Raw genomic sequence first — 13,192 nt, forward strand, 5'->3', positions numbered from 1 at the left:
ATTTTAGCATAACCAAGATTAATTTAAAAAAGGATTCGCACAATGTACGAATCCTTTATAATAAAATTAAATTATTATTAATTTTCGAATTTGATTAGTCTTCGACCAAGTGGGAAAGCACGCCGCTAACAAAACGACGGGAACGATCGTCACTATACTTTTTAGCCAGTTCGATTGCTTCATTAATCGCAACTTTATCTGGAATATCATCAACATAATCGTGTTCGTAAAATGCAATTCGTAAGATGATCAGATCGACCTTGGCAATTCTGCTGATCGACCAGCGTTGCCCTAAGTATTTGCTAATCTGTGAATCTAATTCAGATTCATGATCTAACACACCGTCAACTAATTGACGTAAATAATCAGGGTAATTAGCTTCATCATCTTTTACAATTACATGGAAAAAACTTTCCTTATCAGTTTCCTTATTTGTATTAATTGCAAACAAGGTCTGAAAAGCAAGCTCTCTAATTTGGTGCCGATTTAAACTCACTTTTTACTCACCCTTACTCTTATCGTTATCCGCAAATAAATCATCAGGATCAATTTTGCTTTCAGAATGAGCATGCACAATCCCATCAACATGAACATTAACATCCAAGACATCCAACTCAGTCATGAACAATAACTGTTGTTTGACCTTATCTTGAATCTCTAATGCTACCTTAGGAACTGAGACACCATAATCAACATAGACATAGATGTCAACGCTAACTTGGTCTTGATCATTGAAGGAAAGCTTGATCCCCTTTCCAAAATCTTTATGACCAAATAATTCATTCACTCCCGTAGCAAATGAACCACGCATTCTTTCCACTCCGGGAACTTTAACGGCAGCAATGCTTGCAATAATTTCAAGCACCCGCGGGGCAATATTGATCGAACCGCCGTTTTCCTTGCTACCCTTTAATAAAGTGTTACTCTCTGCCATAAATATCACCCTTTCATTAAATGCCGGTATTGATATTGTAATTAAGCTCTGGAGATATAAGTCCCATCCGTAGTATTGATGGTCAACTTGTCACCAGAGTTAACGAAGAATGGGACTTGGACTACTAACCCAGTCGTCATGGTTGCGGGCTTAGAACCACCTGAAGCGGTATTTCCCTTGATACTTGGTTCAGTTTCAGCAACTTCCAAAACAACCGTATTTGGTAAGTCGACCCCAAGGGTTTCACTACCGTATTGAATCACGTTTACTTCCATGTTTTCTTGAAGGTAGTTCATTTCTTCTTCAATTTGGTTTTCTGGAATCGTGATTTGTTCGTAAGTATCCATATCCATGAAGACACAACCAGTTGGATCACCGTAAAGGTATTGCATCTTTCTAGTCGTAATTGGAGCTTGTTCCATCTTAGCCCCGGCACGGAAAGTCTTATCTTGAACGGCACCCGTTCTTAGGTTCTTTAACTTAGAACGAACAAAAGCGCCACCCTTTCCTGGCTTAACGTGTTGGAAACTGATGATCTTCCAAATTGCGTTATCCACTTCGATTGTTAAACCATTCTTAAATTGTGCAGTTGAAATTGTAGCCATTGTTATTCCTCCTATAGTAGAAACAATGATATTCATATCTTAATTATCTTGAATATTATAACATACTTGGCAACTATGTGATTATCGGTCACAAAATAAAAAGGAGCCCCTTAAGGCTCCTTAGTTATCTTTTATCCGTATTATTTAGCGACAGCTTCAGATACTGGGTATACTGAAACTTGACGACGGTTACGGCCTAAACGTTCAAACTTAACGATCCCGTCAGCAAGAGCAAATAAAGTGTCATCGCCACCACGCTTAACATTTTTACCTGGGTAAATATGAGTACCACGTTGACGGTAGATGATTGCACCCTTTGTAGCCATACCACCATCAGGAATCTTAGTTCCTAGACGACGACCAGCTGAGTCACGACCATTAGCAGTTGAACCTCCCCCTTTATGGTGAGAGAAGAATTGTAAGTTCATTTCTAACATTTGATTACACCTCCACGGATGGAAATTATCGATTTATTTTTAAATTAACGTATTGTGAATAACTATTCGCAATCTCAGTCATGCCTAATTCAAACGCTGCAAGCAACGTCTGGACTTTCAATGACTGCTCGTGATTACTAATGACTGGCACCTTGACGATCAATAATCCACCGTTAACGGCATCACTTTGAACATCAGGGGTAACTCCAGCAACCGTCCGTAAAGCATTCGTCGTAGTAATCGACAATGCCGAGACCGCTGAACAAACAATGTCTTGACCATATTCACCAGAATCAGCATGGCCTGTTAATTCGAATGAAGTGATCAAATCACCTTGATAATCAATAATTGTTTGTATCATTAATAACTCCTTAATTAAGCCTTGATTGAGTCAATCTTAACCTTAGTGTAAGGTTGTCTGTGACCCTTCTTGGATTGAGAACCCTTCTTAGGCTTGTATCTGAAAATGGTAATCTTCTTTTCACGACCTTGCTTTTCAACAGTTCCTGAAACAGAAGCACCATCAACTAGTGGAGCACCAACCTTAGCTGAGTCACCACCAACGAATACAACCTTGTCAAAGGTAACCTTATCACCTTCGTTAGCATTGAGCTTTTCAACGAAGATTGATTCACCTTCAGCAACCTTGTATTGCTTACCACCTGTAATAATAATAGCGTACATTTATGTGCACCTCCTTAAATAATTTGCTTAGACTCGCCGAAATTAAGCGTCGTAAAACGCGAACTTAATACTTAAATCGTGCGGTTGTAGCTGTGGAAGTCCACAAATACAACAATGACTAGTATAGCCTACCTAATCATCAAAAGTCAAGCCACAAAAAAACATTAGTCCAAAAAGACTAATGTTTTTTTAATGCCATCTTTAATGTCGCAGGAGAGACTCGAACTCTCGACCTACGGTTTAGAAGACCGTTGCTCTATCCAACTGGGCTACTGCGACATTCAAACAACATTAATGATTATACGAGATGAAACGAAATGTGTCAATCCATAATTTTAAATTATTTGGGATCAATCGCGGTCCAAATTAACCTGGTGGTTGAATTCAGTATTGATATCATCAACGCTGAACCCTAAATCAGCTAACCCTAGTTTCAAAAATAATTTCCACGCATGGTTAAAATCAGCTTGACTGTGTTTAAAGTAAGCAGCAAATAACATATTTTTAGTTGCTAGGTAAATCTTGCTTAGATCTGTTTTTGTAAATTGATGACTTAATTTAGTCAACTCTGCATCATCGATCAAAACATTACGATTCCAATTTCTCAGGTTGGCAACTAGTAAAAATGCCCGCATTACCTTTGCATATTGAGCCAATAATTCAGCAGAACTTTCGGTCGGACGCTCTGCTTTAGCAATAAACCAACCCATCATATCTGCAAGCTTAGCAAAAGAAACGTCCAATTCAACAAATGCATTCTTGAACCTGGTATCTGGTAAATATTGGAGTTGATTTTTTTGTTCATATTGACGGTAATAGTTTACCGCATTGATTAACAGCGTTTTAAAATCCAAATGAGCCCCTCCCTGTAATTATTTTGCGTCGATTTCTAAATCGGCAAGGTTATCTAAGTACCAATTCTTTAGAAAGTCGTACTTTAATAATAACTGGAACCAAGAAACGTTCTCGTGCTCATCCACTACCTGCAGGCCCCAATCTGGTTGTTCATCATCACCGTTATTAAAGATGTTTAACTTCACACCATCTAAGTCCAATTGGGCTCCCGTAAATTGATATGACATTAGGGAATAGCCGCTTTGCGAAGCACTTATAAATAGCTCATCAATGATTCGAACCGGAATCTGAGGGTTTTTAAAGGCGTGAAAATGATTGTTGTTGACTGCTAAAATACTATAATCCACATCATACCCAAAATCATTTTGCATATACTTAGCAAACTCAATTAGGGTGTTCACTGCAATGATGATTGGAGTCGAGCCCACTTCTGGATTCAAGTTCACCACAAATAAGTTCACGAGTGAATCACTGTTAAATTGAGTTTGCTTCGTAGCAAAGTCTTGGTAGAAGATATGCTCACCATGCTTCACGTCTGTATATGCAACCGCACTTTCATTGACGATAAATTTAAATGCATCGCCATCATCCAATTGGGTTAGCCGTTGAACGACATCCCCTGCAGTCCCGTTCATATCCATTTGAATCATTGATGAAATATTATGCTCTTCTAATAACCGTGCCATGAAGATTAGGTACAGGTCAGCCTTAGAATATTTAACTGGATAAGTAACAAAATCCCCATCAAGCTTAAAGTCGATCAACTGGTTGATTGAATCTAATAATTCATTTTTATCATCAGTATAGATCATATTATCGAATATCTTAGTGTAGTCAGCCCCGTTGCTTAGGCCCTTTTTTAGATTTTGATTATATTCAAATAGCGCAATGCTCATTTTCCGATCACTATCTTTCATTACTGTCCACCCCTTCGTGCTTAGCCAAACTGCTCATGTAGTCATGGTAAAGGTGTGATTGATTTTCCATGAAATCGCTAAAAGTTTGAAAAGCATCCCGAATACTTTGCTTTTCATAACTAATGATCGTATCTTCCTTATTTAAATCGAGGATCTTAGATTCATTTTCCTTGATTTGTTTAGCCCCCTCTGAAGCCAATTCGTCTTCATGCACTAGTTTTTTATACTGCTTAGTCAATTGATGATGCTCTTCTTTAACCTTAGCTGCATCCCAAGGCATCGTGAACTTGGACTCATTTTCACGGATTGCGACCTTCAATTCACTCTTCTTTTCATCACGATCATTTTTAGAATCAATCATGGTTTGTAATTCCTGGTTGTTATCAGTGATTTCCATGATTTGATCAGAGTAAAACGTTTTGTTTTCAGCTTCTAATTCAAATGAACGCTTTAATTGATCCAATTCAGCTTCTTTAAATTTGAAATTAACGGCTAAGACATCTAATTCACCGAATAACTTATGGTCCCACCAATTACCGAAGTAAATCAAAAAATGGCCGAATTTATATTCATTGTAATAAAAAAATGGATATGTTTGTGCTAAGTATTTAATTAACCGACGGCTTAAGTAGTGGCTTAGTTCAGTTCTTAAATCACTCACTAATAGTGAAACATCATATTTATCATCCAATGGTTCCGCTGGTTCCATAATGGAATTGAAACGTTCAGCGTTAATTAATTGATAGATAGTTAAATCGTCGTTTTGGTGCAAAGCATTCCGCAATGCATTTAGATGTTCGATTTTGGCATCTAAACTAGCACTGAGTTCATCAGCACTAGTGTCTAAATTATCATTATTCATTGTTTACCCTCGCTCTATTTCATGTTTTAAGACCACATTCGCTTTAAAACAAAAATGTAGCCAACTGGATATAGTTAACTACATTATATGATATCATAATTTAAAAATTTGGATAAATATTTTTGATTTTAAATTGTTTTAAGTTTGCCACGAAAATCGGCTAATGACTTGTAGCCCTTATCAGCCATGATTCGTTCTAATTCTGCGGTGAGTCGTTGGTAAACACCCATGCCCTCCATTTGGAGTTGGGTCCCGACTGAAACCAATTCAGCACCACAAAGGATGTGGGCGAAAACATCTGCTCCCGTCTTGACACCCCCGGTCCCAATGATCTTGATCGAATCATTTAACCGTTGCCGTAAGGCCCGCACGTTAGCCAAGGCCGTTGGTAATACCATTTGGCCCCCTAAGCCACCAAAGCCACCCTTAGGCTTGATCACAACTGATTCACTGGCTACATCGACCCAAAGGCCGTTACCAACTGAATTGATCGAATTGACATGCGTCAACGGGAATTGGTTCAAGACTTCAGCAATTTGATCGAAGTGCACTAGATCAAAGTATGGTGGTAATTTGACCCCGAGTGGCTTTTTGTAAAATGAAAAGATTTCAGTCAATAAAGCTGCGGTCCCCTCAACATCATAAGCCATTTGGGGTTTGCCGATCACGTTCGGGCAGGAAAGATTTAATTCGGTCAAACCTTGATAGTCAGAATCTTGAATTTGGTGTAACAACTTCACATCATCAGCTGCTGATAGACCAGCCACTGATAAGATCGTTGGCTTTTGATGTTCACCTAATACATATTTAATGTAGTAGTCAAAGCCATAATTGGGTAGCCCCATTGAATTAATCGATCCCTGTTCGAATTCATAGTAGCGTGGCGCTGGATTTCCATCCCGCTTTTCAAGGGTGGCACTCTTGGTCACAATCCCCCCCATGTATTCATTGTTCAATAAATCATCTAGTTCTTCAGTGCTTTGGCAGTGCACCCCAGATGCGTTCAAGAACAATTGATCGAAAGTAACCCCGTTAATGTGGCCTGTTAAATCTAACTTAGTCATCGTGTTCCTCCTAATTATAATGGCTTGATCTCAAATGAACGTGCTTCTAACACATCCAAGAAGACTGAGACCGTGTCCAATGCAGTGAATAATGGCACTTCATTTTCGATTGCGGTCGCTCTGATCTGACTTTCGTCGTTTGCGGCCCGCTTCGTATTGTCAACGGTGTTCACTAATACTTGGAGCTGATCATCTTGTAGTTCGGTGATCGCATTGTTCTCAGACTCTTCTAATTTGTCGATCTTGTTGGCAGTCAAACCGTTTTGTTCAAAGAACTTAGCAGTTTGTTCGGTCCCTTGAATTTGGAAACCAAGCGCCTTGAACCGTTTAGCTAGTTCCAATGATTCCTGCTTGTCAGCATCAGCAACTGTAAAGAGAACGTTCCCGTGGTCTGGGACCTTCACCCCAGAAGCCACGAATGCCTTATACAGCGCCTTTGGGAAGGTGGTATCTGAACCCATTACTTCCCCGGTCGACTTCATTTCAGGTCCTAAGGTACTGTTGACGGCTGGTAACTTGCTAAAGCTAAATACGGGGGCTTTAACGTGGACGGTCTGTGGTTCTGGAACCAAGCCTTCTGAAAGCCCTAATTCTGGCAAGCTCTTGCCAAGCATTACCTGAGTTGCCACTTGGGCCATTGAAATGTGGGTAACCTTGGATAGGAATGGAACGGTTCTCGATGCCCGTGGGTTAACTTCGATCACGTATGCCTTGTTATCGTGGATGACAAATTGAATGTTCATTAAGCCGACCGTGTTCAAGTCCTTTGCCAACTTAATTGAGTCCTCAATAATTTGTTCCTTGATGTTTGGTTGCATGTTTTGTGGTGGATAAACCCCCATTGAATCACCAGAATGGATTCCGGCCCGTTCAATGTGTTCCAAGATTCCTGGAATGACAACGTTCTTCCCATCAGAAATGACGTCGACTTCTGCTTCTGAACCCACGAGGTATGAATCGATCAAGACGGGATGTTCATTTGACACCTTTACGGCTCGGTTCATGTATTCACGTAATGCGTCGTCTGAGGTAATGATTTCCATTGCCCGCCCACCGAGCACGTATGAAGGCCGAATCAAGATTGGGTAGCCAATTTCGTTGGCAACCTTCACGGCTCCATCAACGGTGGTGGCAGTCGCACCCTTTGGCTGTGGTAATTTTAGCCGATCGATCACTTCACCGAATAATTCCCGATCCTCACCACGGTTAATGTCTTCAACGGTGGTCCCTAGGATCTTGATGCCCCGTTCATGCAGTGGTTCTGCTAAATTAATGGCGGTCTGACCCCCAAATTGAACCACTACCCCTAGTGGCTTTTCGTGGTCAATAACGTTCAAGACGTCTTCAAGCGTCAATGGTTCAAAATATAGTTTATCTGAGATCGAGAAGTCAGTCGAAACCGTTTCTGGATTCGAATTCATAATAATGGCTTCGTAGCCCGCCTTTTGAATTGCTCTAACGCTATGGACGGTGGCGTAGTCAAATTCCACCCCTTGCCCAATTCTGATTGGACCAGAACCAATTACTAGAATCGATGGTTTGTCAGTCACGACTGATTCATCTGAATCTTCGTAGGTGCCGTAGTAGTAAGGCGTCTTGGATTCAAATTCACCAGCGACCGTATCGACCATCTTGTAAACTGGTAACACAGCGGTTTGTTTTCTGAGCGCTCTAATTTCATCGCCGGTCTTGCCCCAGATTTTACCGATCACGTCGTCAGTAAACCCGTTTTGCTTGGCAAGCCGCAATGTCTCTTCATCTTGGTTGTTTTTCAATTGCGTTTCAATTTCGATAATGTGTAAGAACTTGTCCAAGAAGAATTCATTGATCTTAGTGATATCATGAATCTTTTCAAGTGCAACGCCCCTTCTTAACAGTTCGCAAATCACGAATAGCCGGTCATCTTGGGCTGGCACTAATTGATCCAATAAGTCCTGGGTGTCAACATTTGCCAAGCGTTGATCAAAGACGTACTTGTCATCAATTTCAAGTGAACGAACGGCCTTTAGGATCGATTCTTCAAAGTTTCGCCCAATCGCCATTACTTCACCGGTCGCCTTCATTTGCGTCCCTAATTTCCGACTGGCAGCGGGGAACTTATCGAATGGCCAACGAGGAATCTTTGTGACTACGTAGTCCAAAGCGGGTTCAAATTCAGCTAACGTGGTTCCTGTGATCGGATTCGTGATTTCATCCAAGTGAAGACCAACGGCGATCTTAGCGGCCATCTTGGCAATTGGATAACCAGTTGCCTTAGAAGCCAATGCCGATGAACGTGAAACCCGTGGGTTCACTTCAATAATGTAGTACTTGAAGCTATTCGGGTCTAGCGCCATTTGGATGTTGACCCCACCTTCGATCTCAAGGGCGCGAATGATCTTTAAGGCCACATCCCGCATCATTTGGTAATCACGATCTGAAAGCGTCTGGGTTGGTGAGACCACCACTGAATCCCCAGTATGGATCCCGACTGGATCGACGTTTTCCATTGAAGCCACGATCAATGCATTATCAGAGGCATCCCGCATCACTTCAAATTCAATTTCCTTGAATCCAGCAATCGATCTTTCAACCAAGACCTGCGTCACTGGTGATAATTCCAATCCGTTGGTAGTGATTTCATTCAATTCGGCATCGTTATAGGCAAAACCACCACCGGTCCCACCAAGCGTGTAGGCAGGTCTGATCACAACTGGATAACCCACTTCGGCCACAAATGCTTGGGCTTCTTCTAAGGTCGTTGCGATTCGTGATTCTGGGACTGGTTCGTGCAAGCGTTCCATTAAGTCCTTGAACAATTCACGATCTTCGGCCTCTTCGATCGCATGCAGCTTAGTCCCCAATAATTCAATGTGGAGTTCTTTTAAGATTCCCGAATCAGCCAGTTGTTTGGCCATGTTCAAACCAGTTTGCCCCCCTAAGGTAGGTAAAATGGCATCTGGCAATTCTTGTCTGATGATCTTGGAAACAAATTCTAACGTGATTGGTTCAACAAAGACCTTATCAGCAATTTCCTTATCGGTCATGATGGTGGCTGGATTGGAGTTGATCAAGATCACCTCATAGCCCTCTTCGCGTAATGAAAGACAGGCTTGTGAACCAGAATAATCGAACTCAGCAGCTTGGCCGATCACGATGGGACCGGATCCGATAACAAGAATTTTATGAATATCAGTTCGCTTTGGCATTAGTTTTGACCTCCGTTGTTTTCCTTGATTAGCTTAATGAATTTATCAAACATGTATTCAGAATCATGTGGTCCAGGGCAGGCATCAGGGTGAAATTGAACTGAAAATGCCTTGTGGCCCTTTAGTTTGACCCCTTCGACCGTGCCATCATTAATTTCTTCATGGGTAATGATCAAATCGGTATCTTTTAGTGATTCGCGATCAACAGCATACCCGTGGTTTTGGGAAGTAAAGTTCCGTCGGGTACACTCAATGTCGCTAACGGCATGGTTGAACCCACGGTGACCAAACTTCATCTTGTAAGTCTTCGCCCCGTTGGCAAGCGAGAATAATTGATGCCCTAAACAGATTCCCATCAATGGGTAGTGTTCTTGCAGCTCACGAATCGTTTCGAGAGCGTATGGGTATTGAGTAGGATCACCAGGCCCATTAGATAATAAGATCCCAGCTGGATGCGATTCCATAATTTCTTTAACGGGGGTGCTACCTGGGAACACGATCACGTTGGCATTCCGCTTCGTTAATGCTTTGACGATCGATTCCTTCAACCCAAAGTCGAGCAATGCGATTCGCACGCCATCACTGGGCGCTTGGTAAATGTTCTTAGTAGCGACTTGCCGTGCCTTGGCGATCAATTCAGATTGGTAATCACGTTGAAACATTTGATCGATCTTCTTTTGGTCTAATTCGCTAACGATCACCGCTGGCATCGAACCTTCGTTTCTGATTTCTTTCGCTAATTTCCGCGTATCAACACCCGTCAAGCCAGGTAAATCTTCTTGTTCAGCATATTGTGCTAGGCTCATTACCGAACGGAAATTACTAGGCCGTCGTGCTAATTCGTGGACGATGATCGCATCGACTGCGGGTTGGAAACTTTCAAAATCATCGCTGTTAATTCCATAGTTACCGATCAATGGGTATGTAAATACCATTGCTTGACCGTAGTAACTGGGATCAGTAATCGTTTCTTGGTAACCAGTCATCCCCGTACTAAAGACAACTTCAGTGAATACATCCTTATTAGATCCGAACCCTTCTCCAGAATATACAGATCCATTTTTTAATACTAAGTAACGCTTCATTGTGATCCTCCTCAAATGTGTGATTAATAAACTTGCTTGCCAGCTACGAATGTTGCAATCGTCTTCCCGTAAACTTGTTCACCAATGAATGGTGAATTTTTGCCCTTCGATAAAAAGTCAGCGGCATCGATTTGGAATGGGTGGTCTAGATCCATGATCGCCAAATCTGCAGCATCCCCAACTCGTAATTGCCCCGCATCGGTCAAGTGAAATGCATTGATTGGGTTTTGAACCATCCACTTTAATGCCGTCTGCAAATCAACTAGGCCACTCTTTACAAAGTGAGTGTAAATCAAACTGAATGCAGTTTCAATCCCAACGATCCCAAATGAAGCCGTCTTCATTGAGCCACTTTTTTCTTCGACGCTGTGGGGCGCATGGTCAGTCGCTACCATGTCGATGGTGCCATCCAATAACCCAGCGATCAATGCGGCCCGATCTTTCGGACTACGCAATGGTGGGTTCATCTTCATCATCGGATTGTCCATTTCAATCATTGAATCATCCAACAACAAGTGGTGTGGCGACACTTCTGCGGTCACGTGTAAGCCCTTGGCCTTGGCGATACGTAACAGTTCAACGGACTCTTTCGTTGAAATATGGGCAACGTGATAATGAACACCAGTCGCATTGGCAAGCACTAAGTCACGGGCTAATTGAGCAGATTCGCTCAAACTACTCATGCCTGGGAGGCCAAGCTTATCCGCTGCTGGCCCCGCATTCATCACTCCACCATGAATCAAGCTATCATCTTCAACGTGGGCTACGATTGGGCGTTCAACTGACTTGGCTAATCGCATTGCTTGATACATCGTATCAGCAGTTTGCACCCCATGTCCATCATTGGTAAAGGCGATGGCGCCTTGGTCTGCCATATCACGCATATCAGTTACTTGATCTGCGGTTAAGTCTCCTGAGATCGCAGCGTATTGCTTGATTTTGATCACGCCGTCCCGTTGGTTCTTAGTAACCATCTTCGCAAAATCAGCAGGGTTATCAACAACGGGCTTAACGTTCGGCATTGCAAAGACCGTCGTAAATCCACCATGCGCAGAGGCCTTACTACCAGTTTCGATCGTTTCTTTATAGGTCAAACCAGGGTCTCTGAAGTGCACGTGCACATCGACTAATCCAGGGATGACCTGGTTGTTTTGTGCATCAAAGGTTTTATCGACGGCAACATCGATATTAGAATCGATCGCAGCGATCTGACCATCTTCGATCAAAATTGAAACGATTTGGTCATTCAAACGGGCATTCTTAATTAAGGTTTTCATCAATTAATCCTCCAATAATCCACGTTGGTCCAAAATAGTAGCTAAAATTGCCATGCGTGCGAACACCCCGTTATGCATCTGGGTAAAGATTCGCGACTGGGGAGCTTCTACTAATGAAGAAGCAATTTCGACCCCTCGATTAACGGGAGCGGGATGCATAATGATGGCACTATCCTTCATTAAATGCGCCCGTTCCTCGGACAGGCCATAGGTGTGATAGTAATCACTAGGGGTGAATGATGCGACCGCATTTTCATTCAAGCGTTCCAATTGCACCCGTAATAACATGACCACGTCTAAATTAGGTAGCATCTCATCCACATCACCACAGTAAGTTCCAAACTGATCAAAGTCTGCTGGATACCATTCCTTAGGCCCACTGAAGAAGACGTTGACGCCCAATCGATTTAAAATTTCGGCATCTGATCTGGCCACTCGTGAATGAGCAAGATCACCGATAATGCCAATGTTCAACCCTGAAAATGAACCGAATTCATCATGAATCGTCATCAAGTCTAGCAACGTTTGCGATGGATGTTGGCCACTGCCATCCCCTGCATTCACCAATGATAGTCTGATGTTTTCATCATCAACTAATTGTTGATACCAACCAGTTTTTGCATGGCGAACAACGGCGATGTCAATGCCGATTGCTTGTAGGGTCTTAATTGTATCGCCCAGCGACTCACCCTTTTTAACCGAACTAGTGGCTGGATTGATACTAATTAATTCGATGCCTAGTTTTTTTTCAGCCATTTGAAACGAACTATGGGTGCGCGTACTATTTTCAAAAAATAAATTAGCAGTATAGACCGGTCTAGTTAGCTGGACCGTTTTTTTACCAGTTTTAAATTGTTCACCCAATTTAATCAAATCATTAATTTGTAAGTTTGATAAATCATTAATGTTTAAGAAATGGTGATCACTTGATACTTGAATCATTATATTTCCTCCTCAAAAAACAAATCAATTCGAAAGCGGTTAGGTAGGTTCAACTACCCTCGCTGGGGTTGCTTAGATGAGTTTGATATCGGTAAAAAATAAAAGGGCTTCCCGATTATGATAATCAGAAAAGCCCTTTGGTTTGGTCTTAAAGTATGTATCCAGTGCTATAGTCCACACCCATACCATCTCAAACCTTGGCGACTCTCTGGTCAACTCTTAAAGGATATCAACTTTATATGTTGTTTGTATTATAGCATTGAATCCAGCATAAGACAATCACAAAATTAAAAAGGGGGCCGATCAAATCGGCACCCCTTTTTAAAATGTTTTAATCAATAA

14 protein-coding genes, 1 tRNA gene and 1 other annotated feature are annotated in these 13,192 nt (G+C 41.9%); all 15 genes read right to left on the reverse strand.

Features of this window, described 5'->3' with window-relative positions; translation table 11 throughout:
• Nucleotides 1–94 precede the first annotated feature (94 nt).
• The gene (gene nusB / locus ACSYTJ_RS03980; protein WP_491719553.1) at nt 95–496 is read right to left on the reverse strand and encodes a transcription antitermination factor NusB; all 402 of its coding nucleotides are present in this window, start codon (nt 494–496) and stop codon (nt 95–97) included.
• 3 nt (nt 497–499) lie between these two features.
• Complete coding sequence (locus ACSYTJ_RS03985; protein ID WP_491716333.1) at nt 500–934, reverse strand: Asp23/Gls24 family envelope stress response protein; 435 nt, start codon at nt 932–934, stop codon at nt 500–502.
• Nucleotides 935–975: 41 nt separating this feature from the next.
• Complete coding sequence (gene efp / locus ACSYTJ_RS03990) at nt 976–1,539, reverse strand: elongation factor P (RefSeq protein WP_491716334.1); 564 nt, start codon at nt 1,537–1,539, stop codon at nt 976–978.
• A 140-nt stretch (nt 1,540–1,679) separates the two neighbouring features.
• Nucleotides 1,680–1,976, reverse strand: coding sequence for a 50S ribosomal protein L27 (gene rpmA / locus ACSYTJ_RS03995; RefSeq protein WP_491716335.1), 297 nt, complete (start codon nt 1,974–1,976; stop codon nt 1,680–1,682).
• Nucleotides 1,977–2,001: 25 nt separating this feature from the next.
• Nucleotides 2,002–2,337, reverse strand: coding sequence for a ribosomal-processing cysteine protease Prp (locus ACSYTJ_RS04000; protein ID WP_491719554.1), 336 nt, complete (start codon nt 2,335–2,337; stop codon nt 2,002–2,004).
• Nucleotides 2,338–2,351: 14 nt separating this feature from the next.
• The gene (rplU, locus tag ACSYTJ_RS04005; protein WP_219054511.1) at nt 2,352–2,660 is read right to left on the reverse strand and encodes a 50S ribosomal protein L21; all 309 of its coding nucleotides are present in this window, start codon (nt 2,658–2,660) and stop codon (nt 2,352–2,354) included.
• 19 nt (nt 2,661–2,679) lie between these two features.
• Nucleotides 2,680–2,756, reverse strand: a sequence feature (ribosomal protein L21 leader region).
• 109 nt (nt 2,757–2,865) lie between these two features.
• Nucleotides 2,866–2,939 (reverse strand) — tRNA-Arg (locus tag ACSYTJ_RS04010).
• Between the two features lie 71 nt (nt 2,940–3,010).
• Nucleotides 3,011–3,514 carry a 2-deoxyuridine 5-triphosphate nucleotidohydrolase gene (locus ACSYTJ_RS04015; RefSeq protein ID WP_491719555.1) on the reverse strand — a complete coding sequence of 168 codons (504 nt, stop codon included), beginning with the start codon at nt 3,512–3,514 and terminating at the stop codon, nt 3,011–3,013.
• An 18-nt stretch (nt 3,515–3,532) separates the two neighbouring features.
• The gene (locus ACSYTJ_RS04020) at nt 3,533–4,432 is read right to left on the reverse strand and encodes a hypothetical protein (protein WP_491716338.1); all 900 of its coding nucleotides are present in this window, start codon (nt 4,430–4,432) and stop codon (nt 3,533–3,535) included.
• Complete coding sequence (locus tag ACSYTJ_RS04025) at nt 4,422–5,294, reverse strand: exonuclease SbcC (protein ID WP_491719556.1); 873 nt, start codon at nt 5,292–5,294, stop codon at nt 4,422–4,424. Before ACSYTJ_RS04025 ends, ACSYTJ_RS04020 begins: the two co-directional genes overlap by 11 nt.
• A gap of 128 nt (nt 5,295–5,422) precedes the next feature.
• Nucleotides 5,423–6,358 (reverse strand): dihydroorotate oxidase, encoded by a 936-nt coding sequence (locus ACSYTJ_RS04030; protein WP_491719557.1) that lies wholly within the window; start codon nt 6,356–6,358, stop codon nt 5,423–5,425.
• A 14-nt stretch (nt 6,359–6,372) separates the two neighbouring features.
• Nucleotides 6,373–9,546 (reverse strand): carbamoyl-phosphate synthase large subunit, encoded by a 3,174-nt coding sequence (gene carB / locus ACSYTJ_RS04035; protein WP_491719558.1) that lies wholly within the window; start codon nt 9,544–9,546, stop codon nt 6,373–6,375.
• Nucleotides 9,546–10,631, reverse strand: coding sequence for a carbamoyl phosphate synthase small subunit (locus ACSYTJ_RS04040; protein WP_491716342.1), 1,086 nt, complete (start codon nt 10,629–10,631; stop codon nt 9,546–9,548). The genes carB and ACSYTJ_RS04040 overlap by 1 nt, the downstream gene beginning before the upstream one ends.
• 23 nt (nt 10,632–10,654) lie before the next feature.
• Nucleotides 10,655–11,908, reverse strand: a complete 1,254-nt coding sequence (gene pyrC / locus ACSYTJ_RS04045; RefSeq protein ID WP_491719559.1) for a dihydroorotase — start codon at nt 11,906–11,908, stop codon at nt 10,655–10,657.
• A gap of 3 nt (nt 11,909–11,911) precedes the next feature.
• Nucleotides 11,912–12,850 (reverse strand): aspartate carbamoyltransferase catalytic subunit, encoded by a 939-nt coding sequence (locus ACSYTJ_RS04050; protein ID WP_491719560.1) that lies wholly within the window; start codon nt 12,848–12,850, stop codon nt 11,912–11,914.
• Between the last annotated feature and the right edge of the window lie 342 nt (nt 12,851–13,192).

The sequence above is a fragment of the Nicoliella sp. ESL1113 genome (assembly GCF_058509245.1).

Excerpts from the sequence above, each read along its gene's own strand:
- carB (WP_491719558.1), bottom strand. The coding sequence starts at position 9,546 with ATGCCAAAGCGAACTGATATTCATAAAATTCTTGTTATCGGATCCGGT.
- ACSYTJ_RS04050 (WP_491719560.1), bottom strand. The coding sequence starts at position 12,850 with ATGATTCAAGTATCAAGTGATCACCATTTCTTAAACATTAATGATTTA.
- efp (WP_491716334.1), bottom strand. The coding sequence starts at position 1,539 with ATGGCTACAATTTCAACTGCACAATTTAAGAATGGTTTAACAATCGAA.
- ACSYTJ_RS03985 (WP_491716333.1), bottom strand. The coding sequence starts at position 934 with ATGGCAGAGAGTAACACTTTATTAAAGGGTAGCAAGGAAAACGGCGGT.
- ACSYTJ_RS04000 (WP_491719554.1), bottom strand. The coding sequence starts at position 2,337 with ATGATACAAACAATTATTGATTATCAAGGTGATTTGATCACTTCATTC.
- ACSYTJ_RS04025 (WP_491719556.1), bottom strand. The coding sequence starts at position 5,294 with ATGAATAATGATAATTTAGACACTAGTGCTGATGAACTCAGTGCTAGT.
- ACSYTJ_RS04040 (WP_491716342.1), bottom strand. The coding sequence starts at position 10,631 with ATGAAGCGTTACTTAGTATTAAAAAATGGATCTGTATATTCTGGAGAA.
- pyrC (WP_491719559.1), bottom strand. The coding sequence starts at position 11,908 with ATGAAAACCTTAATTAAGAATGCCCGTTTGAATGACCAAATCGTTTCA.
- rpmA (WP_491716335.1), bottom strand. The coding sequence starts at position 1,976 with ATGTTAGAAATGAACTTACAATTCTTCTCTCACCATAAAGGGGGAGGT.
- ACSYTJ_RS04030 (WP_491719557.1), bottom strand. The coding sequence starts at position 6,358 with ATGACTAAGTTAGATTTAACAGGCCACATTAACGGGGTTACTTTCGAT.
- ACSYTJ_RS04020 (WP_491716338.1), bottom strand. The coding sequence starts at position 4,432 with ATGAAAGATAGTGATCGGAAAATGAGCATTGCGCTATTTGAATATAAT.
- rplU (WP_219054511.1), bottom strand. The coding sequence starts at position 2,660 with ATGTACGCTATTATTATTACAGGTGGTAAGCAATACAAGGTTGCTGAA.